This window comes from Paraburkholderia sp. BR14312, from assembly GCF_040948675.1.
GTDB lineage: Bacteria > Pseudomonadota > Gammaproteobacteria > Burkholderiales > Burkholderiaceae > Paraburkholderia > Paraburkholderia nodosa_A.
In genome coordinates this window covers 682543-707822 of record NZ_JBFPKI010000002.1, presented here as the reverse complement: position 1 = coordinate 707822, position 25280 = coordinate 682543, and the positions used below count along the sequence as shown (strand labels likewise).

Below are 25280 nucleotides of genomic sequence, written 5' to 3'. Positions count from 1 at the left end.
ACGATCCATCCCGGTTAAAGGAGCGCTGCGAGCGTGGAGTACAGTTTTTTGTCCGCTACGGTCCTGCTGCTCCTCATCACCGACCCGCTCGGGAATATTCCGCTCTTCATCAGTTGCCTGCGCGGCGTTGCCAAGCAGCGCCGCGCGGTCGTGATCCTGCGCGAGGTCGCGATTGCGTTCGTGATCCTGCTGATCTTCATGGTCGCCGGCAACAGCTTCCTGCGCATGATGGGGCTCACCGATACCTCGCTGCGCATCGGCGGCGGCATCGTACTGTTCCTCATCGCGCTGCGGATGATCTTTCCGCATCCGGGCGGCCCGTTCGGTGGCGGCGACAAGGGCGGCGAGCCGCTCATCGTGCCGCTCGCCATTCCTGCGCTGGCCGGGCCTTCGGCGCTTGCCACGGTCATGCTGCTCACCTCTCAGGCGCCGGGCAAACTCTACGAATGGATGACCGCGCTCGTCGTGACGATGGTGATCTGCGCGGTCGTGCTGGTGATGGCGGAGCGCATCCAGCAGTGGCTCGGCGAGCGCGTAGTGACGGCCTTCGAGCGGCTGATGGGCCTCGTGCTCGTGGCGATATCGGTGGAGATGATCCTCGCGGGCATCGCGACCTTCGTGCATCACCTCTGACGCCGCGTGCAGCGCGCGTCGCAGGCAACAAAAAAGCAGCCCGCGGGCTGCTTCTTTCATGGTGCGTCAGACAGTCGATGCGCGCTTCACGCGCCTTCGGTCAGCGCACGGATAGTCGGCAGATTACGCCAGTAACCCTTGGCGTCCATGCCGCAGCCGAACACGTAGCGGTCCGGCACCGAAAAGCCGCAGTAGTCGGGATGCAGCGGCTTGGCCTTCGTGAGCGTCTTCTCGCACAGCACGGCCGAAAGGAAACGTTTCGCGCCCATGTCCATGATGCGGTCGCGAATCGCGGCCATGGTCTCGCCTTCGTCGAGGATGTCGTCGAGCACGAGCACCACACGGTCCTTCACCGACTCGCGCGGCGCCACGCGCCACTGCATCTCGGCGCTGCCCTTGATCGCGTTGCGGTAGCGCGTGAGGTGGATGTAGTCGAACTCGAGCGGGAAGTCGAGGTGCGGCAGCAGCATGCCGGTGAACACGGCGGCGCCGCCCATCACCGACAGCACGAGCGGGAAGTCCTCGCTGATTTCGGCGCGGATGGCTTCGGCCATCCGGCCGATCGACGCATTGACGTCGCCCTCCGAAACGATCTCTTCGGAGTGGCGGAAAATGTGCAGGGCTTCTTCGCGATTCATGACTCTGGCGGGAAGGTAGCTGTAGCTATTGAAGTGTGGAAAATAACGGCGGCGCGCGCTACAGCATAAACCCGCGCATTCGGTCCGTCGCGCGCCGCGTCGAATGGGGCCGCCGTGCGCGCGATGTGCGCCGCGCGGCCCGCAGGATCAGCGCATGCCGGGCATCATGCCCTTCATGCCGCGCATCATCTTTTGCAGATTGCCGCCCTTGAGCTTCTTCATCATGGTGCGCATCTGCTCGTACTGGTTGAGCATGCGGTTCACTTCCTGAACCTGCACGCCAGCGCCCGCCGCAATGCGGCGCTTGCGCGTGGCCTTGATGAGCTCGGGCTTGGCGCGTTCGGCGGGCGTCATCGAATTGATGATGCCTTCCATGCGGCGCATCTGCTTCTCGGCCTGGCCCATGTTGGCGCCCGAGGCGGCCTGCTGGAACTGCGCGGGCAGCTTGTCCATGAGCGACGACAGGCCGCCCATGCTCTTCATCTGCGAGAGCTGCGCGCGGAAGTCGTTGAGGTCGAAGTCGCCGCCTTTCTTGACCTTGTCGGCGAGCTTTTGCGCGGCCTGGACGTCCACGCCGCGCTGCGCTTCCTCGACGAGCGCGAGAATGTCGCCCATGCCGAGAATACGGTTCGCCATGCGGTCCGGGTGGAACACCTCGAGGCCATCGAGCTTTTCCGCGACGCCGACGAACTTGATCGGCTTGCCCGTGATGTGGCGCACGGAGAGCGCCGCGCCGCCGCGCGAGTCGCCGTCGAGCTTGGTGAGCACGACGCCGGTGAGCGGCAGGGCGTCGTTGAACGCCTTCGCGGTGTTGACCGCGTCCTGACCGAGCATGGCGTCGACCACGAACAGTGTTTCGGCGGGCTTGAGCGAGGCGTGCAGCGCGGTGATCTCGTTCATCATCGCCTCGTCGATACCGAGGCGGCCGGCCGTGTCGACGAGCAGCACGTCGTGATAGTGGCGCTTGGCCCAGTCGACCGCGGCGGCGGCGATCTCGACGGGCTTCTGGTCCGGCTGCGAGGGGAAGAAGTCGGCGCCGACCTGTTCCGTCACCGTCTTCAACTGCGCGATAGCGGCAGGGCGGTAGACGTCGCACGAAACGGTGAGGACCTTCTTCTTGTACTTCTCGCGCAGGAGCTTGGCGAGCTTGCCGGTGGTGGTGGTCTTACCGGCGCCCTGCAGACCCGCCATGAGGATGACGGCAGGCGGCGTGACGGCGAGATCGAGTTCGGCGGCACGGCCTTCGTAGTCGCCGCCGATCACGGCGGTCAGCTCGCGCTGCACCACGCCGACGAGCGCCTGGCCCGGCGAGAGGCTGGAGATCACTTCTTCGCCGAGCGCCTTCTCCTTCACCTTGGCGATGAATTCGCGCACGACGGGCAGCGCCACGTCCGCTTCGAGCAGGGCGAGACGCACCTCGCGCAGCATTTCCTGCGTATTGGCTTCGGTCAGCCGGGCTTCGCCGCGCAGCGTCTTGACGACGCGCGCCATCCGTTGAGTGAGATTGTCGAGCATGGGGAGGCGGTGAGCAGTGCGGCCCGGCCCGCGCGCGCAAAACGGGAATGCGCCGCGTTTCGTCGCCGATTCGTTAGGTGAGCGCGCGGCCAGGGGGCCTATAGTAAACTTCGAACATGGATATTGTACTGTATGCCCTCACCGTGCTCCTGTACGGCGGATTGTGCGCCGCCGACTGGCGCGCGCTGCGCCGCGCGGGCACCGCGCCGCTGCTCGGCAGCGTGCCTCCCGTTCCGGTGACGCTCGGCGCGGGCGGCGACGCCCTGCGCGCGCGGACCTTCGGCCCGCTTTCGCGCGCGCTGCTGTTCGCCGCGCTCGCCGCGCACGGCGTGCTCCTGCACATGACGATCTTCCCCGCCAACGAAATGGTGTTCGGCTTCGCCTTCGCGTTGTCGGCCATGTTCTGGCTCGGCGCGGGCATCTACTGGATCGAGAGCTTTTTCTTTTCGCTCGACGGCCTGCGTCTGTTGCTGCTGCCGTTGGCGGCCGTCGCGTCGATCCTGCCGCTCGTGTTCGGCGGCGTGCGCGTGCTGCCCTACGCGGCCGCGCCGATGTTCAAGCTGCACTTCGTCATCGCGAACATCGCCTACGGGCTCTTCGCGATCGCCGCGCTGCATGCGGTGCTGATGCTCGCCGTCGAGCGCCGGCTGCATGCCCTGAAGGGCGCCGGCTTCCAGCGCAACGCGGGCAATCGCGGCGGTGGCTGGCTCTCGAACTGGATCGAGACGCTGCCGCCGCTACTCACGATGGAAAAGCTGCTGTTCCGCCTGATCGGCGCGGGCTTCGTGCTGCTCACGGCCACGCTCGTCTCGGGCATCGTGTTCAGCGAGCAGTTGATCGACCGGCCGCTTTCGCTCGATCACAAGACCGTCTTCGCGATTCTTTCGTGGCTGATGTTCGGCGCGCTGCTCACCGCGCGCAAGATTTCCGGCTGGCGCGGCCGCGCTGCGCTGCGCTGGGTGATCGCATCGTTCATCGCCTTGCTGCTCGCTTATGTGGGCAGCCGTTTCGTCTTCGAGGTGCTGCTGCACCGCCCTGTGGTTTGAGTCGTGTGAGTCGCGTGTTCCGATGAGACAGATTCTTCTCCTCGTCCTGCTGTTCGTGGTCGGACAGTGGTTCGTCAAGGCGCTGCGCCGTGCGCAGACGCAGACGCGCGCCGGTGCGCAACCGGGACAGGGCGCGCAGCCGGGGCAGAGCGCCGCGCAAAGCGCCACTGGCGGCGCGAGCACGAGCGGCAAGGCTGCGCTGCCCGAGCCGATGGTGCGCTGCGCCGAGTGTGGCGTGCATGCGCCGCGCAGTGAATCGGTGAATGTCGGCGCGCGCTCGTTCTGCAGTTCCGAGCACGCGCGTGCCTGGGACGCGCGCACCACGGCCCAGGATCGCCCCGCACGATGAGCGCTGCTGGATCGCCAGGACTGCCAGGATCGCGCGCGTACGCAGTCGATGCGCAGGGCTGGGTGCCCGGCGCACGCCAACTGCCTTCGCCCAACTTCGAGGCCCGCCCGCCAGGCGCCGTGCCGACGCTCATCGTCGTCCACAACATCAGCCTGCCGCCCAACGTCTTCGGCGGCCCCGAGATCGCCGATCTCTTTCTCAACCGCCTCGACTGCGACGCGCATCCGTACTTCGACGCCAACCTGCGCGGCGTGCGCGTCTCGGCGCACTTCGTCATTCATCGCGATGGCACGCTCGAGCAGTTCGTGTCGTGTGACGAGCGCGCGTGGCACGCGGGCGCGTCGAGCTTCTTCGGGCGCGAGCGCTGTAACGATTTCGCCATCGGCATCGAACTGGAAGGCAGCGACACGACGGCCTTCGAGGCGCCGCAATACGCGACGCTCGCGGCGCTCGTGAAGGCGCTCGTCGCGCACTATCCGATCGAGGCGCTGGCGGGCCATTCGGACATCGCGCCCGGGCGCAAGACCGATCCCGGCCCGCACTTCGACTGGGCGCGCCTCAAACACGATACGCAGCTCGCCGATGCCAGCTTCCCCTATATCCAGGGGCACGGCGCGCAGGACGCGGCGTCGTGACACGTTCGATCGCCTGCTGAACCCTCTCAAACTGCGCAAGAAATAAGCACCGCTCGCGCGCAAACGCAAGGTCTTCGCGCGCGCCTCGCAGACCACTCGAAGGGGCATTCGCCGCCAGGCCCCGCGCCGCTTGGCTTGTGGTCTTGTCAAGATAGGACCAGCAAAAAAAGCCATTTGATCGTACTGTTTCTTCCACTATACTTGGTACCCGAAACAAGGCTTCACACCATATGTTGTGTTGTACCGCGGCGCCCCGCTTCACTCGCAAGGCGCCGCGCGCGTTACCGGCATAGAAAAAACAGAAACTTTGTACGGTGCCGCCGGCCGAGAGAACCGGCGCACCGGCTGTAATCGAGAGAGAAGGTACAGCCAATGATCGCGACATCCACGATGAAGACCGAAGCAGTCCGTGATTCATCTGCCTTGTCGCATCCGGCAGCCTCGCCAGGCTGGACTTTTTTCTCTGCCCGATCGAGCGTGCACACGGGGGCACGACGTCGGCGTCCGTCTTAATCCGCGAACTCTCTTCGCACCTTTCCAGGACCCAGGAGCTTTGCACATGCAAACGACCGATAACGTCTCGACCCGGTATGAAGGCGCGCCCGCCGCGCACACGCTGGGTGGCCAACCGCAAGACGGCCAGACGAGCGCGCAGCAGTTCGCCGACCACAAGGTGATTCGCCGCAACGGTAGCGTGGTGTCGTTCGAACCTTCGAAAGTCGCGATCGCGATGACGAAGGCCTTCCTCGCCGTGAACGGCGGCCAGGGCGCGGCGTCTGCGCGCATTCGCGAGCTCGTCGAACAGCTCACGCAGAACGTCGTGCGCGCACTCGTGCGCAGCCGTCCGAACGGCGGCACGTTCCACATCGAAGACATCCAGGATCAGGTCGAACTCGCGCTGATGCGCGGCGGCGAGCACAACGTCGCGCGCGCCTACGTGCTGTATCGCGAGAAGCGCAACCAGGAGCGCGCCAACGCGCCGGAAACGGCAGCGAGCGCAGCGCCCGGCATCAACGTCACGGACAACGGCGTGACGCGCCCGCTCGACATGCAGGCGCTGCGCGCGCTGATCGACTCGTCGTGCGACGGTCTCGGCGACGCGGTCAACGCCGACCCGATCGTCGCGGAGACGGTCAAGAATCTGTACGACGGCGTGCCGATGAGCCAGGTCTACGACTCGGCCATCCTCGCTGCGCGCACGATGATCGAAAAGGACCCGGCGTATAGCCAGGTGACCTCGCGCATCCTGCTACACACGATCCGTCGCGAAATTCTCGAAGAGGAAGTGACGCAAGCCGAAATGGCCGTGCGTTACGCCGACTACTTCCCGCAGTTCATCAAGCGCGGCGTGGAAGCGGGCCTGCTCGACGACAAGCTCCAGCAGTTCGACCTCAAGCGTCTCGGCAACGCGCTCGACGCGAGCCGCGACCTGCAGTTCGGCTACCTCGGTCTGCAGACGCTGTACGACCGCTACTTCCTGCACGTCGGCGGCACGCGCATCGAAATGCCCCAGGCATTCTTCATGCGCGTCGCGATGGGCCTCTCGCTCAACGAGATCGACCGCGAAGCGCGCGCGATCGAGTTCTACAACGTGCTCTCGTCGTTCGACTTCATGTCGTCCACGCCCACGCTGTTCAACTCGGGCACGCATCGCTCGCAGCTCTCGTCGTGCTACCTCACGACGGTTGCCGACGACCTCGACGGCATCTACGAAGCGCTCAAGGACAACGCGCTGCTCTCGAAGTTTGCCGGCGGTCTGGGCAACGACTGGACGCGCGTGCGCGCGCTCGGCTCGCACATCAAGGGCACCAACGGCAAGTCGCAAGGCGTCGTGCCGTTCCTGAAGGTCGTGAACGACACGGCTGTCGCCGTGAACCAGGGCGGCAAGCGCAAGGGCGCGGTGTGCGCCTACCTGGAATCGTGGCACCTCGACATCGAAGAATTCCTCGAGTTGCGCAAGAACACGGGTGACGACCGCCGCCGCACCCACGACATGAACACGGCGAACTGGATTCCCGACCTGTTCATGAAGCGCGTGATGGAAGGCGGCGACTGGACGCTCTTCTCGCCCTCGACCTGCCCGGATCTGCACGACAAGTTCGGCGCCGAGTTCGAACAGGCTTACACGGCTTACGAAGAAAAGGTCGCGCGCGGCGAGATCAAGCTGTTCAAGAAGCTGCCGGCCGCGCAACTGTGGCGCAAGATGCTCGGCATGCTGTTCGAAACGGGTCACCCGTGGATCACGTTCAAGGATCCGTGCAACATCCGTTCGCCGCAGCAGCACGTGGGCGTCGTCCACTCGTCGAACCTGTGTACGGAAATCACGCTGAACACCAGCGACAGCGAAATCGCCGTGTGTAACCTGGGCTCGGTGAACCTCGTCGCGCACATGGTGGAACAGGCCGACGGCACGTTCGCGCTCGACCACGACAAGCTCAAGCGCACCATCAGCGTGGCGATGCGCATGCTCGATAACGTCATCGACATCAACTACTACGCGGTGTCGAAGGCGCGCAACTCGAACCTGAAGCACCGTCCGGTGGGCATGGGCATCATGGGCTTCCAGGACTGCCTGCACGTTCTGCGCACGCCGTTTGCTTCGCAGGAAGCCGTGGAGTTCGCCGACCGCTCGATGGAAGCCGTCTGCTACTACGCGTACTGGGCGTCGACGGAGCTGGCAGCCGAGCGCGGCCGCTACTCGACCTACCGCGGCTCGCTGTGGGATCGCGGCATCCTCCCGCAGGACACGCTCAAGCTGCTCGCCGAAGCACGCGGCGGCTACGTCGAAGTCGACTCGAGCGAATCGATGGACTGGACGTCGCTGCGCGAGCGCATCGCGACGCACGGCATGCGCAATTCGAACTGCATCGCGATCGCCCCGACCGCGACCATCTCGAACATCATCGGCGTGTCGCCTTGCATCGAGCCGACGTTCCAGAACCTCTATGTGAAGTCGAACCTCTCGGGCGAATTCACGGTGGTGAACGACTACCTGGTGCGCGACCTGAAGGCGCGCGGCCTGTGGGACGAAGTCATGGTCGCCGACCTGAAGTACTTCGACGGCATGCTCTCGCGCATCGACCGCGTGCCGGCCGATCTACGCGCTGTGTATGCAACGGCGTTCGAAGTCGACCCGACGTGGCTCGTCGAAGCCGCATCGCGTCGCCAGAAGTGGATCGACCAGGCGCAGTCGCTGAACATCTTCATGGCGGGCGCATCGGGCAAGAAGCTCGACGAGATCTACAAGCTCGCTTGGGTGCGCGGTCTGAAGACCACGTACTACCTGCGCACGATGGGGGCGACGCACGTCGAGAAGTCGACGGTTGCGCACGGCGCGCTCAACGCCGTGCCGACGGGCGGCGAGGGCGGCGGCAATGCAGGCGGCGCGTTCGGCGGTGCAACGGGCGGCGCATTCGGCGGTGCAGCAGGGTCGACCACGATGCAGGCCGCACCGCAAGCCGCGGTTGAGGCGGCGCCGGAAGCCGATGGCCCGGTGTGCATGATGCGTCCGGGCGACCCCGGCTTCGAAGAGTGCGAGGCTTGCCAGTAAAGCTGGCTGCGCATGATGCGTGCGGTGCAACGCCGCTCGCATCATGCGAGGACCGCAGCATCAGTAGTAAACAGTAGTCGAAGCAGTCGTAGCGAGATGTAACAACGAACGAGGCGCGCGCAATGCGCGCCGGCTCTCCCGGCAACTCGCACCACGCGCGTTGCGGTACGCGAAAGAGGCAACAGGAAGGAATCCCTGGAGTTTCTCGCAGGGACAAGACTCAAGGCCGCGCGAGCTACCAGCGCCGCGCGCGGCAGGCAGTGAGCGGCGAGTGAAAACGCGCTCGCAGCGCGAGCGAAAAGCGCGCGGCGAACCCCGTCTTTCACACACGCTCTCGATGTCGCGAAGACCTTCGAAGCACATCGCACATGCGAAGTGAGCACGACGAATCAGTGCTCTCTACACAGTGCTCACGCGATGCAATCGACACGATGCGATAACAAAGTGTTGTATCGAGGTCGCAACGCGAATCGAAAACAGGATTTTTCGTGTGCGAACCCTTTTATCGCTCACGAAAAGATGGTACAAACCGATCTAAATTGATGGTGACATTTATGCTCAACTGGGATGACGAGATCACGGCCGTAACTCCGTCGAGCGGTGCGCAGCAAAACGCAATGCGCAACCCCGCGGGTCAGGCTGTCCAGGCTGCCGAGGTGCAGTTTGGTCTGCGTTCCGCTCCTCAGGCTTCCACGGCGACCAACATCTTCGCCAGCGACTTCGCCGTTGCACCGCCGCCGCAAGCGCCGGTCTCGACCGAAGCGCGCGTGAATGTCGCCGACAAGCGCATCATCAACGGCCAGACCGACGTGAATCAGTTGGTCCCGTTCAAGTACAAGTGGGCTTGGGAAAAATACCTGGCAGGCTGCGCGAACCACTGGATGCCGCAGGAAATCAACATGTCCCGCGACATCGCCCTGTGGAAGGACCCGAACGGGCTGACCGAGGACGAGCGCCGCATCGTCAAGCGCAACCTCGGCTTCTTCGTGACCGCCGACTCGCTCGCCGCGAACAACATCGTGCTCGGCACCTACCGGCACATCACGGCGCCCGAATGCCGCCAGTTCCTGCTGCGCCAGGCGTTCGAAGAGGCGATCCACACGCACGCCTACCAGTACATCGTCGAGTCGCTGGGTCTGGACGAGAGCGAGATCTTCAACGCGTACCACGAGGTCAAGTCGATCCGCGACAAGGACGAGTTCCTGATCCCGTTCATCCAGACGCTGACTGATCCGTCGTTCAAGACCGGCACGCTCGAAGCCGACCAGAATCTGCTCAAGTCGCTCATCGTGTTCGCCTGCATCATGGAAGGCCTGTTCTTCTATGTAGGCTTCACGCAAATTCTCGCGCTCGGCCGCCAGAACAAGATGACCGGCGCCGCTGAGCAGTACCAGTACATCCTGCGTGACGAGTCGATGCACTGCAACTTCGGCATCGACCTCATCAACCAGATCAAGCTTGAAAACCCGCACCTGTGGACCCCGGCGTTCCGTGCGGAAATCACCGAACTGTTCAAGCATGCGGTCGACCTCGAGTACCGCTACGCCGAGGACACCATGCCTCGCGGCGTGCTCGGTCTGAACGCATCGATGTTCAAGAGCTATCTGCGCTTCATCTGCAACCGCCGTTGCCAGCAGATCGGTCTCGATCAGCTGTTCCCGAACGAAGAGAATCCGTTCCCGTGGATGAGCGAGATGATCGACTTGAAGAAGGAACGCAACTTCTTCGAGACGCGCGTGATCGAATATCAGACGGGTGGTGCGCTGTCCTGGGAATAACCCGGGCGCACTGCGGTGCAAGTCTTTTGGGGTTGCCGCGAGGCGCCGTGCAGGCGCCTCGACCGGCATGATGATTAGGAGCAGGAACGCCTGATGCAAAGCATGCCCGGAGCCAGGCTGGCTCACCGACGTGACAGGCACTTTGCGAACCCTTCAGAGGGATGGGCAAACTTCCCCCCGGAAAAGCGCGCAGGCTTCGCGTGTCGTGAGGCCGCCGCTTTCAACGAACGTTGCCCGGTGTCGGTAGCCGACGCCGGAATGACTTGGCGCGCTGTGCCTCGTGGCACGGCGCGCCTTACCGCATTCATTAGCGTAAGCGCGCGGGATCAGCGTACGCCGATGAATAGCCCGCTTCGCAGCGTGCGCCGTGAGAAGCGTTCGCGGGAAGCGGGTTTTGACGAAGGGTGTAGTTTGAACTGACTCTCATCTGAACCTGAAGGAGAAAAAAATGGCTACTGCCAAGAAGAAACCGGCGGCTAAGAAGGCCGCAGTGAAGAAGGTTGCAGCGAAGAAGGCAGCTCCGGCGAAGAAGGCCGCAGCGAAGAAGGTCGCGGTCAAGAAGGTCGCAGCCAAGAAAGTCGCCGTGAAGAAGGTTGCTGCGAAGAAGGCAGCACCGGCGAAGAAGGCCGCAGCGAAGAAGGTTGCAGCCAAGAAAGTCGCCGTGAAGAAGGTCGCTGCGAAGAAGGCAGCACCGGCGAAGAAGGCCGCAGCGAAGAAGGTTGCAGCCAAGAAAGTCGCCGTGAAGAAGGTTGCTGCGAAGAAGGCAGCACCGGCGAAGAAGGCCGCCGCCAAGAAGGTCGCTGCGAAGAAGGTTGCAGCCAAGAAGGCGCCTGCGAAGAAGGCTGCTGCCAAGAAGGCTGCGCCTGCGAAGAAGGCTGCCGCCAAGAAGGCTGCCAAGAAGGCGCCTGCGAAGGCCGCTGCCGCACCTGCTGCCCCTGCTGCGCAACCGTCCGCGCCCGCAGCAACGGTCAAGACTGCCCTGAATCCGGCCGCAGCATGGCCGTTCCCGACCGGCAGCCGTCCGTAAGCAGTCCGAGACGAAGCGCGCAGGCTGCATCGTACGCGCGCTTCGTTGGCCGGGCCGGGCGGCATGGCGCGCCAGGCTCGATCCCGATCCCGTCGCTGGGTTGTCCGCGGCGGGATTTTTTTCGTCTGGAGTTCGTAATAGTCGGGGTGAGGGCGCCTGCATGCCGCGTGCGGGCATGAAAAAAGGCGCATGCACAGGGGAGCACATGCGCCTGAGGTTCCGCATCCGGCGCGAGGCGCCGCTGCGGTACAGGGGAAAGCTTTAGTGGGTGACGCGCGTCACACCGCCGCTCGAGAGCAGCCGCACGCGCTCGCCCGCGTTGAACACTTCGCCGGTCGCCGATTGCGTGATGGCGCGGTAGTCGCCGTTGTCGAGGCGCACCGTGATCTCGAGTCCGTCGCGCATGGCCACGCCGTTCTCGACCGCGTTGCCGGCCACGGCGCCCGCAATGCCGCCGATGATGCCGGTGACGATCGAGCCCGTGCCGCCGCCGATCCGGCTGCCGGCGACCGCGCCGAGCGCGCCGCCACCGACCGCGCCAAGGCCGCTAGGCTGGCCGTTGTTGGAGCTGATCTTCACCGCGCGCACGCTTTCGACCGTGGCCATGCGCACCGATTGCTCGCGCTGCGCCTGCGAGGCCGTGTACACATCGGCGGAACTGCTGTTATAGGCGCAGCCCGACATCGCGAGCGACCCCGCGAGCATGGCTGCAACAATCAGACGACTTGTTATTTTCATTCCCGTAGCTCCAATGGGCGCCGTTCGTGTGCGGCTCCCGCGTTCAGTTCGGCAGTTCGTAGCCGAATGCCTCCTTGAACCGTTCGTTGATCTGCGCTCGCGTAGGCGCATAGTTTTGCGGACCGAGATGCTCGATCTTGAGCGCGCCCATCAGGCTCGCGAGACGCCCCGTGGTTGCCCAGTCGAGGCCGTTCTCGATGCCGTAGAGCAGGCCGCCGCGGAAAGCGTCGCCGCAGCCGGTCGGATCGAGCACCTGAGCGGCCTTGACCGGAGGAATTTCCTCGATCTTGCCGCTGTGGTAGATCTGCGAGCCGTGCTCGCCGCGCGTGATGATCAGCGCGTCGACATGGCCGGCGATTTCATCGAACGACCAGCCGGTGCGATGGCTGACAAGATTGGCTTCGTAGTCGTTGACCGCTACGTAGGTCGCAAGTTCAATCGCGCGGCGCAAAGAAGCGCCGTCGAAGAGCGGCAGGCCCTGGCCCGGATCGAAGATAAACGGCACGCCGGCCTTCGCGAACTGCTCGACGTGCTGGACCATGCCGTCGAAGCCGTCCGGCGCGACGATGCCGAGCTTGATGCCGGGCGCTTCGTCGGCGCGGTTCAAATGCGATTGCATCATCGCGCCCGGGTGGAACGCGGTGATCTGGTTGTTCTCGAGGTCAGTCGTGATCATCGCCTGCGCGGACCACGTATCCTCCAGCACGCGCACGTGCGCCTTCGAGAGGCCGAGCGTGTCGAGGCGTTCGAGGTACGGGCGCGCGTCGGCGGCGCCGAGCGTCGCCATGATGCGGGCGTCGCCGCCGAGCAGATTGAGCGCGTACGCGATGTTGCCGGCACAGCCGCCGAACTCGCGGCGCATCGTCGGCACGAGAAAGCTCACGTTCAGGATGTGCACCTGCTCGGGCAGGATGTGCTCCCGAAAGCGACCCTCGAAGGTCATGATGTTGTCGTAGGCGAGCGAGCCGCAGATCAGCGTAGCCAAGGCGGAAATTCCTGTAGGGCGTGGTAGGGAAAGGGGGCGGCGCACCGGCCTGCGCGTCGCCTGCGCATTGATCTGAAAGCGCAGGCGCGAGGCGCGTGTGCGCCGCCGCCGGTTACTTCAGCGCGGCGAGTGCGGCGTCGTAGTTCGGTTCGTTCTTGATTTCGCTCACGCGCTCGGCGTGCAGGACGTTGTCGTTTTCGTCGAGCACGACGACGGCGCGCGCGGTCAGACCGGTGAGCGGGCCGCTCGTCACGTCCACGCCATAGGCTTGCGCGAATTCATGGCCGCGGAAGGTCGAGGCCGTGACGACGTTGGCGATGCCTTCGGTCGTGCAGAAGCGCGCGGCGGCGAACGGCAGGTCGCCCGAGATCACGACGACAGCCGTGTTGCTCAGGCCGGCGGCGGCTTCGTTGAATTTGCGCGTGGAGGTGGCGCAGGTCGGCGTGTCGAGGCTCGGCACGATGTTCAGCACCTTGCGCTTGCCGGCGAAATCGGCGAGCGAGACAGGCTTCAGATCCTTGCCGACGAGCGAGAACGCCGGGGCCTTCTGGCCGACGCTCGGGAACGTGCCGGCGACGTCGATCGGGTTACCGCCTAGCGTGACTTGACTCATGATGTGCTCTCCGGGAATGCATGGTGTGGTGAATGGCGCACCCGCGCGATACGGGACGCCGGGAAATGCGCGGGGCACGCCAGTGCACCCGCGTACAGACGGAAAATCAGGGGTAGAAAATCTCGATGCGGAAGTTCGACGCCACCACGTCGCCCGTGTCGAGCCGCACGATCATGGTCTGCGTGGTGCGTGCGGGCAAACCGGCTTCGATGGACGTGCCGGGCGTGACGTAGTCCTGCGGCCACAGCACGCGCCGCACGACGATGTTGTTCTGCCGGTCGAGCAGCGACAGCTCGATGGCGGGGTACGCGAGCGCCACGTTGAAGCGGTTGCGCAGCGGCACCTTCAGTTCGAGGTGATGCGGCTCGTTGTCGACCTGGCGCAGATCGGACGGCTCGACCAGCAGACCGTCGATGTCGCGCGGCGGCAGCACGCGGCAGCCAAGCTGCTCGCACGCCTGCTGATAGAGCGACTGCGAGTCGGGCCAGTAGACCATGACCGTTTCACGCTGCCACCACGCGAGCTGCACCACGAGCAGCGCAAACAGCAGGATGGCGATGAGCGTGCCGAGAATGCGCCAGACGAGGCCGCGCGAACCGCGCGGGCGGGCGGGCGCTTCGCGGGTGACGGCGAAGGGTGAGGCGCCGTCGTTGGGCGAGAGCGCGCTGAACGCGGGCTCTGGCGCGGCTTCGCGGGTGCGGGGACCGAGCGCGGGCTCGGGGTCGTTCATGCGAGTCGCAGCCGATGCTTCGTTGGCCGAAAAGGTCGGCTCTTTCGGGCCGCTCGTGCCCAGGTTCGGCTCGCTGCGCGTCCAGCGCGCGGCGGGCGGGAAGGGTTCGGCGGCTGCGGGCTGCTGGGGGGGCGGTACCGGTTCTGCTGCAGGTGCCGCCGGCGCTCGCGGCGCATCTTGTGGAGCGCGTCCAGGCGTCGGTTCGTCGTCGAAGGCGACCCGCGACTCGGCTCCGGGCGTAATTTCAGGCGAGGCGCCGCGGGCAACGCTTGCCCCAGGCAGTTTGTCGGCGTCGTATTTCAGGCGCGGATCGCGCTGGCTGTCCTGCGGCGGCGCCCACGGGTCCCACGTGCGATTCGTGAAACTGGGTGTGGCGCCCAGCGTGGGGGGCGGCTCTTGCGATGGCGTTGCTGCTGCGGGTTGATACGCCTGATCATCGGGCTGCTGCGATGTGGCTTGTGATGCAGACTGCGATGCGAATTGTGAGGCGGGTTCCGAAGCGGGCTGCGCGGCAAAGCGCGAAGGGGGCTCCGATGGCGGCGAGGTCAGGCTGGCCGCGATTTCGGCTGCAAGGGGCACCGCGCGCGTGAAGTCGCCCCCTTCGGGCATCTCGTACAAACTGCCCGACGCGTCGAACGCTTCCTGACAATGTCCGCAACGCACGAGGCCTCGCCGCACGGCGAGCTGCGTTGGCTGGATGCGGAATACGGTTTCACAGAAGGGGCAGCGCGTTGCCAGAAGCATGTGGGCCGAAGATCTGGGTAGACCGGAGGATTGGTGATACCCGCATTCTACTGGCAATTCACCGCAGTCTACGACTTCGGTCTTGCCGCTTGGGGCGCGATCAGGCTCGTGCGAGCCCGATCGGAACGGGAAGGGACTAGGCGCGCCGCGTGCCCGCGAGGCAGACCCAGCCTTCGTGTTCGCGCCAGACCGAGATCTCGATCCACTGCGCGTACACCTGCGCGACTTCCTCGGCCTGGCGCGCGAGAATGCCCGAAAGTGCGATGTGCCCACCCGGTTTCACGCGCGACGAGAGCATCGAGGCCATCAGCTTGAGCGGATTCGACAGAATATTGGCGACGACGATGTCGAACTCGCCGGCGGGGCAATCGTCGGGCAGGCCGTAGGTAACCTCCGCGCGATTGCGCTCGCTGTTGTGGCGCGCCGACTCGACTGCCTGCGGGTCGATGTCGATGCCGATCACCGGATTCGCTCCGCACTTCTTCGCGAGGATCGCGAGGATGCCCGAGCCGCAGCCGTAGTCGAGCAGCGAATTGCCCGGCTGCACGTGCTGTTCGAGCCATTCCATGCACAGACGCGTGGTGGGATGGCTGCCTGTGCCGAACGCGAGGCCCGGGTCCAGCTCGAGCACGAGCGCGTTCGGGTCCGGGGCATCGTGCCACGACGGCACGACCCAGATGCGCTCGCCGATCTGGATCGGGTCGAACTGCGATTGCGTCAGACGCACCCAGTCCTGCTCCTCGACTTCGCGCAGCGAGAACTTCGGCGTTTGCGTGAGACCCAGCTCGTTCGAAGCGGCCATGAGCAGCACGGCCGGATCCTGATCGGCGCCGATCAGCGCAATCACGCGCGAATGCTGCCACGCGGTGCGCTCGGGCGTTAAGCCCGGCTCGCCGAAGAGCGGCTGCTCGTCGGGCGTGTCGGCGTCGGCGTCTTCCACCGACACCGAGAGGGCGCCAAGCTCGATCAACGCGTCGGAAAGTTCTTCCGCGCGGTCACGCTCGAGCTCGACGATCAGTTCCCGGTAGCTCATGAATTACGCTTCGTCCTTCTTCACTGCCTGACGTTCGGCCAGACGGCTTTCGAGGTAGTGAATGCTCGTGCCGCCCTCGACGAACTTCGCGTCCAGCATCAGCTCGCGGTGCAGCGGGATGTTGGTCTGGATGCCTTCGACCACCATTTCCGAGAGCGCGATGCGCATGCGCTGAATAGCCTGCTCGCGCGTGGCGCCGTAGGTGATCAGCTTGCCGATCATCGAATCATAGTTCGGCGGCACGAAATAGCCATTGTAGGCATGCGAGTCGACGCGCACGCCAGGGCCACCCGGCATGTGCCACGACGTGAGACGGCCCGGCGACGGCGTGAACTTGAACGGATCTTCCGCGTTGATACGGCACTCGATCGCGTGACCCTTCAACTGGATGTCGCGCTGGCGGAACGAGAGCTTTTCGCCCGCAGCAATGCGGATCTGCTCCTGCACGATGTCGATGCCCGTGATCAGCTCGGTGACCGGGTGCTCGACCTGCACGCGCGTGTTCATCTCGATGAAGTAGAACTCGCCGTTTTCATACAGGAACTCGAACGTGCCCGCACCGAGGTAGCCCATCTTCTTGCAGGCGTCGGCGCAGCGATCGCCGATGCGATCGAGCAGGCGGCGCGCGATGCCCGGCGCCGGCGCTTCCTCGATCACCTTCTGGTGGCGGCGCTGCATGGAGCAGTCGCGCTCGCCGAGCCACACGGCATTCTTGAACGAGTCCGCGAGAATCTGGATTTCGATGTGACGCGGGTTCTCGAGGTACTTCTCCATGTAGACCTGCGGGTTGCCGAACGCACGGCCGGCTTCCTCGCGGGTCATGTTGACCGCGTTCACGAGCGCCGCTTCCGTATGTACGACGCGCATGCCGCGCCCGCCGCCGCCGCCCGCCGCCTTGATGATGACGGGGTAGCCGATCGCGCGCGCGATCTTCACGATTTCCTTCGGATCGTCGGGCAGCGCGCCTTCCGAGCCCGGCACGCAGGGCACGCCGGTCTTGATCATGGTCTGCTTCGCCGTGACCTTGTCGCCCATCATGCGGATCGTTTCCGGGCGCGGGCCGATGAACGTGAAGCCCGACTGCTCGACACGCTCGGCGAAATCGGCGTTCTCGGAGAGGAAGCCGTAACCGGGGTGGATCGCTTCTGCGTCGGTGACTTCGGCCGCGCTGATGAGCGCCGGCATGTTCAGATAGGAGAGGTTCGAAGGCGCCGGGCCGATACAGACCGCCTCGTCCGCGAGCTTCACGTACTTGGCTTCCTTATCGGCTTCCGAATAGACGACGACCGTCTTGACGCCGAGTTCGCGGCATGCGCGCTGGATGCGGAGCGCGATTTCGCCACGATTGGCAATGAGGATTTTTTCAAACATGGTGGGTATTCGACTCATCAAAGGGCGTCGCAAGTCGTATGTGCGTACGCCTCAGAGGATCGGTCGCGTGCGTCGCCGTCATGGGGCGCCAAACGCGACAAACGCGGCGACGGCCAAAAAAGAAGGCCGCCGCCGCGCGCAGAAAAGCTTAGGCGATCACGTAGAGCGGCTGGCCGTATTCGACTGCCTGACCGTTCTCGACGAGGATTTCCTTGACCACGCCGGCCGTGTCCGACTCGATTTCGTTGAGCAGCTTCATCGCTTCGATGATGCAAAGCGTCTGGCCTTCCTTGACCGTGTCGCCAACCTGGACGAACGGGTCGGCGCCCGGCGACGGCGCGCGGTAGAACGTGCCCACCATCGGCGAGGTCACGACGTGGCCTTGCGGCACGGGGGGCGCGGCGGGAGCCGCAGCGGCAGCTTCGCCCACATGGGCGGGCGCTGCGAGCGGGGCACCCATGGCCGGCGCCGCGTATTGCGCGGGGCCAGGCTGCACGTAAACGGGCGGCGCGTTCTTCACGATGCGCACCTTGCCTTCACCCTCGGTCACTTCGAGCTCCGAGATGCCCGATTCGGAGACGAGGTCGATCAGAGTCTTCAGCTTACGTAGATCCATGGTGCAGCCCCTTTTACTTTGAATACGTGAAGTGCCGGGGCGCGCGCGTCCCGACACGGGTTGTTGTTCAGGTATTGACGGTCATCCGACGCAGGAATCAGGCCGCCGACCGGGCAGCGAGCCGGTCGAGCGCGTATTCGAGCGCGTAGAGATAACCCTTCCAGCCGAGGCCGCAAATCACACCTTCGGCCTGGTCGGAAAAATACGAATGGTGCCGGAAGGACTCGCGGCGATGCACGTTCGACAGGTGAATCTCGACGAACGGGATGCCGACGCCTGCCAGCGCATCCCGGATCGCAACGCTCGTATGCGTGTACGCGGCCGGGTTGATCAGGATGAAGTCGGTCTGCTCGGTGCGGGCCGACTGAATGCGGTCGACCAGTGCGCCTTCGTGATTGCTCTGGAAGGTCGCGAGTTCGACGCCGGCGTCCCCTGCACGGTCCGAGAGCGCTTGATCGATCTGCGGCAGCGTCACGCGCCCATACACCTCCGGTTCCCGGGTGCCGAGAAGATTGAGGTTGGGGCCGTGCAGAACCAGCAGTCGCGTCATGGTCGCTTCTTTTTCCGTGGAATTGCGCGAACTTTAGCGCCGATTAGAGAAATTTGTCTAGTTTTCCGATAAGGGGATATGGCCCCGACTACCCGCTGCGGCGAGGGTTTGGGTCGATCTTCGGTCAAATGACAGGATTTTCACGGCAAAAGCCCATTTATGGCGCCTAAGATCTTGTCAGACGATCTGCTGCGTCAAAGCGCGTCGAGGGTGCGCCGAAGCTCGTCCGGCTTGATTTGCCCTAATTTTGTCGCACGAACGGCGCCGTTCGCGTCGATTACGACCGTGTAAGGTAAGCCGCCCGCGCTGTTGCCGAATGCGCGTGCGACATCCGCGCCGCCGAAACCGGCGATGTAGATCGGGTAATCGACGGGCACCTTCTTGAGGAACGTCTTGATGTTCGCGGCCGAATCCACGCCGACGCCGACGAACTGAATTCCCTTCTTCGCGTACTCGCGCTGGAGCGCGGAAAGCTCCGGCATTTCCTCCACACACGGGCCGCACCAGGAAGCCCAGAAGTTGACCACGATCGGCCGGCCCTTGTAGATGGCGAGCGATTGCGCCTTGCCGTCCGGGTTCGTGACTGCTGCCGACCAGAGCTGGGTGAGCGCATTCTGCTTGCCGCTCGCCGACGCCGCGCTTACCGAGGTCGCGTCGGCCGCGTCGGCGCTGCCGCTCGTTGCCCAGTGCCCAGCCAGTAGGCCGCCGCCTGCGGCGATTGCCGCCACTGCCACGCCGGCCAGAATCCGCTTCGTATTCATCGCTGCCGTTATCAGGTTGTGGAAGAAGTGGCGCCGCTCTCGTCGATCAGCGCCTGGAGGGCCTGCGCATTGGCGCGCGGCAGCCTGCCACGCGCGTCGGCGCGCACGGCGCCGCGCAAGTCGTCCGTATTGTAGAGCGCAACGTGGATGCCCACCGGCTCCTCGGCGCGTGACGGGCGCCACATGAAGCTGAGAGTTTCCACGAGGCCGCGCGCCGCGAAATGGCGCGTCTCCGACACGTCGTACTGCACGTTCGCATTCAGGAGCCAGATCGCGACATCCTTCGCGTTGTCACAGAAAATCTGCAGATGGATGTCGGAGTGCTCGCCCGCCGTGCCGTTGAGCACCGCGCCGGTCAGAAACGGATTGAACGCATCGAGCCGCTGCATCCATTCGAGCGCGATCTCGCGCAGGCGGCGCAGCACCGCAGGCTGGCTGTCGCTTTGAAAGAGGGCCTGATATTCGCGGATCTCTTCCTCGATCTGATCGTTGTCGGGCAACCAGGTGCCTTCGATACGCGTTTCCCCCACTACCTGCCGGGCAGCCTTGCGTTTGGCGGTGGCGTAGTCGAGGCCGTCCTCGGCGATCATCCTTGCTGCCGCGATGGCGATTTCCTCGCGCACGCGCTGGGGATCGAAATGTGATCTGCGAACCATCTTTTAATGATACTAGAGATCGCCCTGGCTCCTGCACGCAGCCACTGCGCCGCGTCCGCTGCCGGGTGCGCAGGGATTTTCCGTCGCTGCGGGGACCGAGGTCGAGCCAATAGGGCTCGGGGCCTCGGGTACAATACCCCTCTTTGCTGAGGCGGCGCAGGACTGCCGACGTTCCAGCTTCTCCGTCCTTTTCAACCTGATCAATCCGATCAACGCGTTCACGACGCCCGCGCGGCGCGACAGGCTTATGCACATCCATATCCTCGGCATCTGCGGCACGTTCATGGGCGGACTCGCGGTGCTCGCGCGCAGCGCGGGCCACACGGTGACCGGCTGCGACGCCGGCGTGTACCCGCCGATGAGCACCCAGCTCGAAGCGCAGGGCATCCGCCTCATCGAGGGTTACGACGCGAGCCAGACCGAACTCAATCCCGATCTCTACGTGATCGGCAACGTGGTCACGCGCGGCAACCCGCTGATGGAGGAGATCCTCAATCGCGGCTTGCCGTACACGTCGGGACCGCAGTGGCTCGGCGACCACGTGCTGCGCGACAAGTGGGTGCTCGCGGTGGCGGGCACGCACGGCAAGACCACCACGAGCTCGATGCTCACGTGGCTGCTCGAAGACGCGGGCCTGAATCCCGGCTTCCTGATCGGCGGCGTGCCGCTGAACTTCGGCGTGTCGGCGCGCCTGACCGATTCGAGCTTCTTCGTGATCGAAGCCGACGAGTACGACACGGCGTTCTTCGACAAGCGCTCGAAGTTCGTTCATTACCGTCCGCGCACGGCGCTGCTCAACAACCTCGAATTCGATCACGCCGACATCTTCCCCGATCTCGCGGCGATCGAAACGCAGTTCCATCATCTCGTGCGCACGATTCCGGGCGTTGGCCGCATCGTCACGAACGGCCGCTCGGACGCGCTCGAACGCGTGCTCACGCGCGGCGTATGGAGCGACGTGGAGCGCTTCGGCGTAGATGGCGGCTGGCAGGCGCTGCCGGCGGAAGACGGCGTGGCCGTGGACGAGCGCTTCGCCGTCTATCACAACAGCGAACGTGCAGGCGTGGTGGACTGGCAGATCCAGGGTGAACACAACCGCCTGAACGCGCTCGCGGCGATCGCCGCCGCGCGCAGCGTGGGCGTGCCGCCTACGCAGGCCGCGGCCTCGCTCGCCACGTTCCGCAACGTGAAGCGCCGCATGGAAGTGCGCGGCAGCGTTGACGGCGTGACCGTCTACGACGATTTCGCGCACCATCCCACGGCCATCGAAACTACGATCGCCGGCCTGCGCACGCGCGTCGGTCACGAAAACACGCGCATCCTCGCAGTGCTCGAGCCGCGCTCGAACACGATGAAGCTCGGCGTGATGAAGGCGCAACTGCCCGCCAGTCTCGCCGACGCCGACCTCGTGTTCGGCTACGGCGCACCGAGCGGCAAGGACGCGCTCGGCTGGGATCTCGCCGGTGCGCTTGCGCCGCTCGGTGAGAAGGCCCGCGCTTTCCACGATATCGAGGCGCTCGTGAAGGCGGTCGTCGCAGCCGCCCGCCCCGGCGACCAGGTGCTCGTGATGAGCAACGGCGGCTTCGGCGGCGTGCATCAAAAGCTGCTCGATGCGCTCTCGGCACGGAGCGCGGCGTGATCGTCTATCTGCACGGCTTTCGCTCGTCGCCCCAGTCGTTCAAGGCGCGCCTCCTCGCGGCGCGCATGGCCGAGCTGGGACGCAGCGGCGAATGGCTGTGCCCGACGCTGCCGGTTTCGCCGCGCGAGGCGATTGCGCTCGCCGAGCAGGAGATCGGCGCGCAAATGAAGCCGGGCGAGCGCGTCACGCTCATCGGCAGTTCGCTTGGCGGCTATTTCGCCACGCATCTCGCGGAAAAGCACGGCTGGCGCGCCGCGCTGCTGAACCCGGCGGTGGTGCCTGACCGCGATCTGTCGAAGTATCTCGGCGAGCAGCCGCTCTGGCACGGCGGCGGCAGCATCGTCGTCGAACCGCGTCACCTGGACGAGTTGCGCGCGCTGGCCGTTACGTCGGTGACGCAACCCGCGCGCTACTATCTGATCGCCGCGACCGGCGACGAAGTGCTCGATTACCGCGAGATGCTCGCGCACTATCCGGGTGTGCCCACACACCTGATCGAAGGCAGCGATCATGGCATCAGCGAGTTCGCAGATTACGTCGACGAAGTGATCCGTTTCTGCGACGCCGCTTGATGCGTGCGAACGCCTATATGTATACAGCACCGCCCGCGCGCCGCGCCGGCGGTCGAAGCAAGTCTGAACGAGAGTATTGAGTGAACGTTTTCTTTGAGGAATCGGGCAGTTTCAAGGCCGGCAGCGTGCTGTCGCGCCAGGGCGATGCATTTCAGGTCGAGCTGCCGGGCGGCCGGCGCGCCAAGGTGCGCGCAAAAGACGTGCTGATCGAGTTCGAGAAGCCGGCTGCGAGCGAACTGCTGGAGCAGGCGGACGCCGCCGCCCAGGAGATCGATCTCGACTTCCTGTGGGAATGCGCGCCTGCCGACGAATTTGCGTACACGGCGCTTGCAAGCGAGTACTTCGGCGAGACCTACGGTCCGGTCGAGCGCGCCGCGCTCGTGCTGCGCCTGCATGGCTCGCCCGTGTACTTTCGCCGCAAGGGGCGCGGCCAGTATCAGCGCGCGCCCGAAGAGCAGCTCAAGATGGCGCTGGCCTCGCTCGAGCGCAAGCGTCAGCAGGCGCTGGTGCAGGCCGGCTACGAGGAGGAGCTGAAGGCGGGTGGACTGCCCGAGGCGTTCAAGGGTAAGGCGCTCGGACTCCTCACGAAGCCGGACAAGAACTCGATCGAATACAAGGCGCTCGAAGCGGCGGCCGCTGCGCGCGGCATTTCGATGCCGCGCCTCATGCTCGAAAACGGCGGCATCGCTTCGCCGCGCGCGCTGCACGAGGCACGCTTCCTCGCGGACTTTTTCCCGCACGGCACCGGCTTCCCGCCGGTCGAAGTGGGCACGCTGCCCGAGGATCTGCCCGATGCCGCCGAGCACGTGCAGGCGTTCTCGATCGACGACGTCACCACGACCGAAATCGACGACGCATTCTCGATCGAGCATCTGGCCGACGGGCGCGTGCGCATCGGCATTCACATCGCGGCACCCGCACTTGGCATCCAGCGCGGCGACACGGCGGATACGATCGCGCGTACGCGTCTTTCGACGGTCTACATGCCCGGCGACAAGATCACGATGCTGCCCGACGATTTCGTCGACGCCTTCACGCTCAAGGAAGGCGGTCTGCGCCCGGCGCTTTCGCTCTACTGCATCGTGAACCGCGAGACACAAGAGATCGTCGCGACCGAAACGCGCGCCGAGCGCGTGTTCGTGAAGAGCAATCTGCGTCACAACACGCTCGACGAAGTCGTCACCGAAGCGACGCTCGCCGCGGGCACGGGCGAGTATCCGCACAAGGACGACATCGCCGTGCTGTGGCCGTTCGCGCAGGCCCTGTTCGAGAAGCGCCAGCAGGCGCGCGCCGGTTACGGCCTGCGCCGCGAGGTCCAGCGCAACACCGACTTCAACTTCTACGTGGAAGGCGAGCATGTCACCATCTCGCCGCGCCGCCGCGGCTCGCCGCTCGACCTGATCGTCGCGGAGCTGGCGATTCTCGCGAACTCCACGTGGGGCGCTTTCCTGCACGACCATGGCGTGCCGGGCATCTATCGCTCGCAGCGCGCGTTCGGCGCGCCGACCGGCCCCAAGCGCACGCGCATGCAGACCAACGCCGCGCCGCACGAAGGCCTCGGCGTCGCGCAGTATGCGTGGAGCACCTCGCCGCTGCGCCGCTACGTGGACCTCGTGAACCAGTGGCAGCTGCTCGCCTGTGTGGAGCACGGCGTGGCCGCCAAGCTCGTCGCGCCGTTCAAGCCCAAGGACGCCGATCTGTTCGCCGTCGTGCAGGGCTTCGACGAGACTTACACCGCTTACGCCGACCATCAGCGCCGCATGGAGTACTTCTGGTGCCTGCGCTGGTTGCAGCAGGAAATGCGCGGTGAAGCGGGGCGCGAGCCGCGCCGCGAGTTCCCGGCGAGCGTGGTGAAGGACGACCTGGTGCGCTTCGAAGAAGTGCCGCTGCTCATGCACGTGCCTGCACTCGGCGTGCACGCGCGCGGCACGCGCCTGATGATGGAAGTGCTGTCGATCGACGAGCTGACCATCGAGGCTTCGGTGCGCATGCTGCGCGTGCTAGATGCGCCCGTCGTGACGAGCGGCGAGCAGGCCGAAGAGGATGCGGGCGAAGACGAAGAGCTGATCGAGGCCGCCGACGAATCCGCACAAAGCGAAGCAGAAGCTGTCGCAGAAGCGGGCGACGCCGACGGCGAGGCGGCAAGCGATGCGCCCGCGGCAGAAGAGCAATCGAGCGAACAGCACGCCACGGAGCCGCGCGAATGAGCGTCAGGGAGTCGAAGCCTGTTGTGCACGCCGACCGCTACGCCGTAGTCGGCAATCCGGTGGCGCACAGCAAGTCGCCGTACATCCACGCGCAGTTCGCGCTGCAAACGGGCGAGCGCGTTGAATACGACCGCCTGCTCGCGCCGCTCGACGGCTTCGTCCAGCACGTGCAGGCTTTTCACGCGGCCGGCGGGCGCGGCCTGAACGTGACCGTGCCGTTCAAGCTGGAAGCGCACGCGCTTGCGCACAAGCTCTCGCCGCGAGCGGCGGCGGCGGGCGCGGTGAACACGCTGCGCTTCGATGCGGACGGCATCTTCGGCGACAACACCGACGGCTTCGGCCTCGTGCGCGACATCGAGGTGAACCTCGGCGTTGCGCTCGAAGGCGCGCGCGTGCTGCTGCTCGGTGCGGGCGGCGCGGCGCGCGGCGTCGTGCTGCCGATGCTCGAGCGCCGGCCCCGCGAGATCACCATCGTGAACCGCACGGCGCCCAAGGCGCACGCGCTCATCGAACAGTTCGCAGGCGCGGCGGGCGAGTTCGGCTGCATTCTCAACGGTGGCGGTCCTCAAGACGTCGATCCCAAGCCTTACGACGTGATCGTGAACGCGACGGCGGGCAGCCTCGATGCGGCGTTGCCCGAGTGTGACGAGCGCGCGTTCGGCACCGGTACGCTCGCCTACGACATGATGTACGGCGCGCAGCCCACCGTGTTCATGCGCCACGCGCAGGCACTCGGCGCGCGCGCGGCCGACGGCCTCGGCATGCTGGTCGAGCAAGCCGCCGAGTCGTTCTTCGTGTGGCGCGGCGTGCGGCCCGAGGGCGCGCCGGTGCTGGCGGCGTTGCGCGCGCAGCTCGCTGCGCAGGCCGCGTAACGCCCCGCGCCTCTCGCACAAA

The 25280-nt window shown here is 65.3% G+C and carries 24 protein-coding genes; 12 read left to right on the top strand and 12 right to left on the bottom strand.

Translation table 11 applies throughout. The features are described from left to right. Window positions 1-33 precede the first annotated feature (33 nt). Window positions 34-633 carry a MarC family protein gene (locus AB3X98_RS09085; RefSeq protein WP_069268509.1) on the top strand — a complete coding sequence of 200 codons (600 nt, stop codon included), beginning with the start codon at window positions 34-36 and terminating at the stop codon, window positions 631-633. Between the two features lie 86 nt (window positions 634-719). Here the strand turns inward: AB3X98_RS09085 and AB3X98_RS09080 are convergent, their stop codons facing one another. Then, entirely contained in the window at window positions 720-1271 is a 552-nt protein-coding gene (locus AB3X98_RS09080; RefSeq protein WP_028207817.1) for a hypoxanthine-guanine phosphoribosyltransferase, read from the bottom strand. A 147-nt stretch (window positions 1272-1418) separates the two neighbouring features. Continuing rightward, window positions 1419-2786, bottom strand: coding sequence for a signal recognition particle protein (gene ffh / locus AB3X98_RS09075; RefSeq protein WP_069268510.1), 1368 nt, complete (start codon window positions 2784-2786; stop codon window positions 1419-1421). Window positions 2787-2902: 116 nt separating this feature from the next. Between ffh and AB3X98_RS09070 the strand changes: the two genes are divergently transcribed. The 7 genes from AB3X98_RS09070 (at window position 2903) to AB3X98_RS09040 (ending at window position 11171) form a co-directional block, all read left to right on the top strand. Then, window positions 2903-3832 carry an inner membrane protein YpjD gene (locus AB3X98_RS09070; RefSeq protein ID WP_368605976.1) on the top strand — a complete coding sequence of 310 codons (930 nt, stop codon included), beginning with the start codon at window positions 2903-2905 and terminating at the stop codon, window positions 3830-3832. A gap of 22 nt (window positions 3833-3854) precedes the next feature. After that, window positions 3855-4181, top strand: coding sequence for a PP0621 family protein (locus AB3X98_RS09065; RefSeq protein ID WP_069268512.1), 327 nt, complete (start codon window positions 3855-3857; stop codon window positions 4179-4181). Then, complete coding sequence (ampD, locus tag AB3X98_RS09060; protein ID WP_342948390.1) at window positions 4178-4816, top strand: 1,6-anhydro-N-acetylmuramyl-L-alanine amidase AmpD; 639 nt, start codon at window positions 4178-4180, stop codon at window positions 4814-4816. The genes AB3X98_RS09065 and ampD overlap by 4 nt, the downstream gene beginning before the upstream one ends. Window positions 4817-5375: 559 nt before the next feature. Further along, window positions 5376-8366 (top strand): ribonucleoside-diphosphate reductase subunit alpha, encoded by a 2991-nt coding sequence (locus tag AB3X98_RS09055; RefSeq protein WP_342948391.1) that lies wholly within the window; start codon window positions 5376-5378, stop codon window positions 8364-8366. 554 nt (window positions 8367-8920) lie between these two features. Beyond that, the gene (locus tag AB3X98_RS09050; protein WP_028207823.1) at window positions 8921-10144 is read left to right on the top strand and encodes a ribonucleotide-diphosphate reductase subunit beta; all 1224 of its coding nucleotides are present in this window, start codon (window positions 8921-8923) and stop codon (window positions 10142-10144) included. A gap of 93 nt (window positions 10145-10237) precedes the next feature. After that, on the top strand, window positions 10238-10564 hold the full coding sequence (locus tag AB3X98_RS09045; protein WP_083245612.1) for a hypothetical protein: 327 nt from the start codon (window positions 10238-10240) through the stop codon (window positions 10562-10564). A 28-nt stretch (window positions 10565-10592) separates the two neighbouring features. After that, window positions 10593-11171 carry a histone H1-like DNA-binding protein gene (locus AB3X98_RS09040; protein ID WP_069268515.1) on the top strand — a complete coding sequence of 193 codons (579 nt, stop codon included), beginning with the start codon at window positions 10593-10595 and terminating at the stop codon, window positions 11169-11171. A 261-nt stretch (window positions 11172-11432) separates the two neighbouring features. Here the strand turns inward: AB3X98_RS09040 and AB3X98_RS09035 are convergent, their stop codons facing one another. The 10 genes from AB3X98_RS09035 to AB3X98_RS08990 all read right to left on the bottom strand — a co-directional run bounded on the left by AB3X98_RS09035 (window position 11433) and on the right by AB3X98_RS08990 (window position 19968). Continuing rightward, a complete protein-coding gene (locus AB3X98_RS09035; RefSeq protein WP_069268516.1) occupies window positions 11433-11909 on the bottom strand; it encodes a glycine zipper 2TM domain-containing protein in 477 nt (158 codons plus the stop codon). 43 nt (window positions 11910-11952) lie between these two features. Next, on the bottom strand, window positions 11953-12894 hold the full coding sequence (locus tag AB3X98_RS09030; RefSeq protein WP_069268517.1) for a carbohydrate kinase family protein: 942 nt from the start codon (window positions 12892-12894) through the stop codon (window positions 11953-11955). Between the two features lie 112 nt (window positions 12895-13006). After that, window positions 13007-13507 carry a thiol peroxidase gene (gene tpx / locus AB3X98_RS09025; protein ID WP_042270386.1) on the bottom strand — a complete coding sequence of 167 codons (501 nt, stop codon included), beginning with the start codon at window positions 13505-13507 and terminating at the stop codon, window positions 13007-13009. A gap of 106 nt (window positions 13508-13613) precedes the next feature. Next, a complete protein-coding gene (locus tag AB3X98_RS09020; RefSeq protein ID WP_342948393.1) occupies window positions 13614-14981 on the bottom strand; it encodes a DUF3426 domain-containing protein in 1368 nt (455 codons plus the stop codon). A 136-nt stretch (window positions 14982-15117) separates the two neighbouring features. Further along, window positions 15118-16014 carry a 50S ribosomal protein L11 methyltransferase gene (gene prmA / locus AB3X98_RS09015; protein WP_368605977.1) on the bottom strand — a complete coding sequence of 299 codons (897 nt, stop codon included), beginning with the start codon at window positions 16012-16014 and terminating at the stop codon, window positions 15118-15120. Between the two features lie 3 nt (window positions 16015-16017). Then, window positions 16018-17385 carry an acetyl-CoA carboxylase biotin carboxylase subunit gene (gene accC, locus AB3X98_RS09010; RefSeq protein ID WP_028214031.1) on the bottom strand — a complete coding sequence of 456 codons (1368 nt, stop codon included), beginning with the start codon at window positions 17383-17385 and terminating at the stop codon, window positions 16018-16020. A 148-nt stretch (window positions 17386-17533) separates the two neighbouring features. Further along, on the bottom strand, window positions 17534-18001 hold the full coding sequence (gene accB, locus AB3X98_RS09005) for an acetyl-CoA carboxylase biotin carboxyl carrier protein (RefSeq protein WP_069268520.1): 468 nt from the start codon (window positions 17999-18001) through the stop codon (window positions 17534-17536). A gap of 97 nt (window positions 18002-18098) precedes the next feature. Beyond that, entirely contained in the window at window positions 18099-18551 is a 453-nt protein-coding gene (gene aroQ, locus AB3X98_RS09000) for a type II 3-dehydroquinate dehydratase (RefSeq protein WP_069268521.1), read from the bottom strand. Between the two features lie 194 nt (window positions 18552-18745). Next, window positions 18746-19312, bottom strand: coding sequence for a TlpA family protein disulfide reductase (locus AB3X98_RS08995; protein ID WP_368605978.1), 567 nt, complete (start codon window positions 19310-19312; stop codon window positions 18746-18748). Between the two features lie 11 nt (window positions 19313-19323). Continuing rightward, window positions 19324-19968 (bottom strand): UDP-N-acetylmuramate--alanine ligase, encoded by a 645-nt coding sequence (locus AB3X98_RS08990; protein ID WP_069268523.1) that lies wholly within the window; start codon window positions 19966-19968, stop codon window positions 19324-19326. Between the two features lie 247 nt (window positions 19969-20215). Between AB3X98_RS08990 and mpl the strand changes: the two genes are divergently transcribed. The 4 genes from mpl to aroE all read left to right on the top strand — a co-directional run bounded on the left by mpl (window position 20216) and on the right by aroE (window position 25258). Then, window positions 20216-21607: a UDP-N-acetylmuramate:L-alanyl-gamma-D-glutamyl-meso-diaminopimelate ligase gene (gene mpl, locus AB3X98_RS08985; protein WP_368605979.1), complete on the top strand. Its 1392-nt coding sequence runs from the start codon at window positions 20216-20218 to the stop codon at window positions 21605-21607. Continuing rightward, entirely contained in the window at window positions 21604-22179 is a 576-nt protein-coding gene (locus AB3X98_RS08980) for a YqiA/YcfP family alpha/beta fold hydrolase (RefSeq protein ID WP_368605980.1), read from the top strand. The genes mpl and AB3X98_RS08980 overlap by 4 nt, the downstream gene beginning before the upstream one ends. Window positions 22180-22259: 80 nt before the next feature. Next, window positions 22260-24386 (top strand): RNB domain-containing ribonuclease, encoded by a 2127-nt coding sequence (locus AB3X98_RS08975; protein WP_342948399.1) that lies wholly within the window; start codon window positions 22260-22262, stop codon window positions 24384-24386. After that, window positions 24383-25258: a shikimate dehydrogenase gene (gene aroE / locus AB3X98_RS08970; protein ID WP_342948400.1), complete on the top strand. Its 876-nt coding sequence runs from the start codon at window positions 24383-24385 to the stop codon at window positions 25256-25258. The genes AB3X98_RS08975 and aroE overlap by 4 nt, the downstream gene beginning before the upstream one ends. The last annotated feature ends 22 nt before the right edge of the window (window positions 25259-25280 follow it).

What these genes read in the sequence shown, in the direction of transcription:
- AB3X98_RS09080 (WP_028207817.1), bottom strand. Translation starts at nt 1,271, where the DNA reads ATGAATCGCGAAGAAGCCCTGCACATTTTCCGCCACTCCGAAGAGATC.
- ffh (WP_069268510.1), bottom strand. Translation starts at nt 2,786, where the DNA reads ATGCTCGACAATCTCACTCAACGGATGGCGCGCGTCGTCAAGACGCTG.
- AB3X98_RS09070 (WP_368605976.1), top strand. Translation starts at nt 2,903, where the DNA reads ATGGATATTGTACTGTATGCCCTCACCGTGCTCCTGTACGGCGGATTG.
- AB3X98_RS09065 (WP_069268512.1), top strand. Translation starts at nt 3,855, where the DNA reads ATGAGACAGATTCTTCTCCTCGTCCTGCTGTTCGTGGTCGGACAGTGG.
- ampD (WP_342948390.1), top strand. Translation starts at nt 4,178, where the DNA reads ATGAGCGCTGCTGGATCGCCAGGACTGCCAGGATCGCGCGCGTACGCA.
- AB3X98_RS09055 (WP_342948391.1), top strand. Translation starts at nt 5,376, where the DNA reads ATGCAAACGACCGATAACGTCTCGACCCGGTATGAAGGCGCGCCCGCC.
- AB3X98_RS09050 (WP_028207823.1), top strand. Translation starts at nt 8,921, where the DNA reads ATGCTCAACTGGGATGACGAGATCACGGCCGTAACTCCGTCGAGCGGT.
- AB3X98_RS09045 (WP_083245612.1), top strand. Translation starts at nt 10,238, where the DNA reads ATGCAAAGCATGCCCGGAGCCAGGCTGGCTCACCGACGTGACAGGCAC.
- AB3X98_RS09040 (WP_069268515.1), top strand. Translation starts at nt 10,593, where the DNA reads ATGGCTACTGCCAAGAAGAAACCGGCGGCTAAGAAGGCCGCAGTGAAG.
- AB3X98_RS09035 (WP_069268516.1), bottom strand. Translation starts at nt 11,909, where the DNA reads ATGAAAATAACAAGTCGTCTGATTGTTGCAGCCATGCTCGCGGGGTCG.
- tpx (WP_042270386.1), bottom strand. Translation starts at nt 13,507, where the DNA reads ATGAGTCAAGTCACGCTAGGCGGTAACCCGATCGACGTCGCCGGCACG.
- AB3X98_RS09020 (WP_342948393.1), bottom strand. Translation starts at nt 14,981, where the DNA reads ATGCTTCTGGCAACGCGCTGCCCCTTCTGTGAAACCGTATTCCGCATC.
- prmA (WP_368605977.1), bottom strand. Translation starts at nt 16,014, where the DNA reads ATGAGCTACCGGGAACTGATCGTCGAGCTCGAGCGTGACCGCGCGGAA.
- accC (WP_028214031.1), bottom strand. Translation starts at nt 17,385, where the DNA reads ATGTTTGAAAAAATCCTCATTGCCAATCGTGGCGAAATCGCGCTCCGC.
- accB (WP_069268520.1), bottom strand. Translation starts at nt 18,001, where the DNA reads ATGGATCTACGTAAGCTGAAGACTCTGATCGACCTCGTCTCCGAATCG.
- aroQ (WP_069268521.1), bottom strand. Translation starts at nt 18,551, where the DNA reads ATGACGCGACTGCTGGTTCTGCACGGCCCCAACCTCAATCTTCTCGGC.
- AB3X98_RS08995 (WP_368605978.1), bottom strand. Translation starts at nt 19,312, where the DNA reads ATGAATACGAAGCGGATTCTGGCCGGCGTGGCAGTGGCGGCAATCGCC.
- AB3X98_RS08990 (WP_069268523.1), bottom strand. Translation starts at nt 19,968, where the DNA reads ATGGTTCGCAGATCACATTTCGATCCCCAGCGCGTGCGCGAGGAAATC.
- mpl (WP_368605979.1), top strand. Translation starts at nt 20,216, where the DNA reads ATGCACATCCATATCCTCGGCATCTGCGGCACGTTCATGGGCGGACTC.
- aroE (WP_342948400.1), top strand. Translation starts at nt 24,383, where the DNA reads ATGAGCGTCAGGGAGTCGAAGCCTGTTGTGCACGCCGACCGCTACGCC.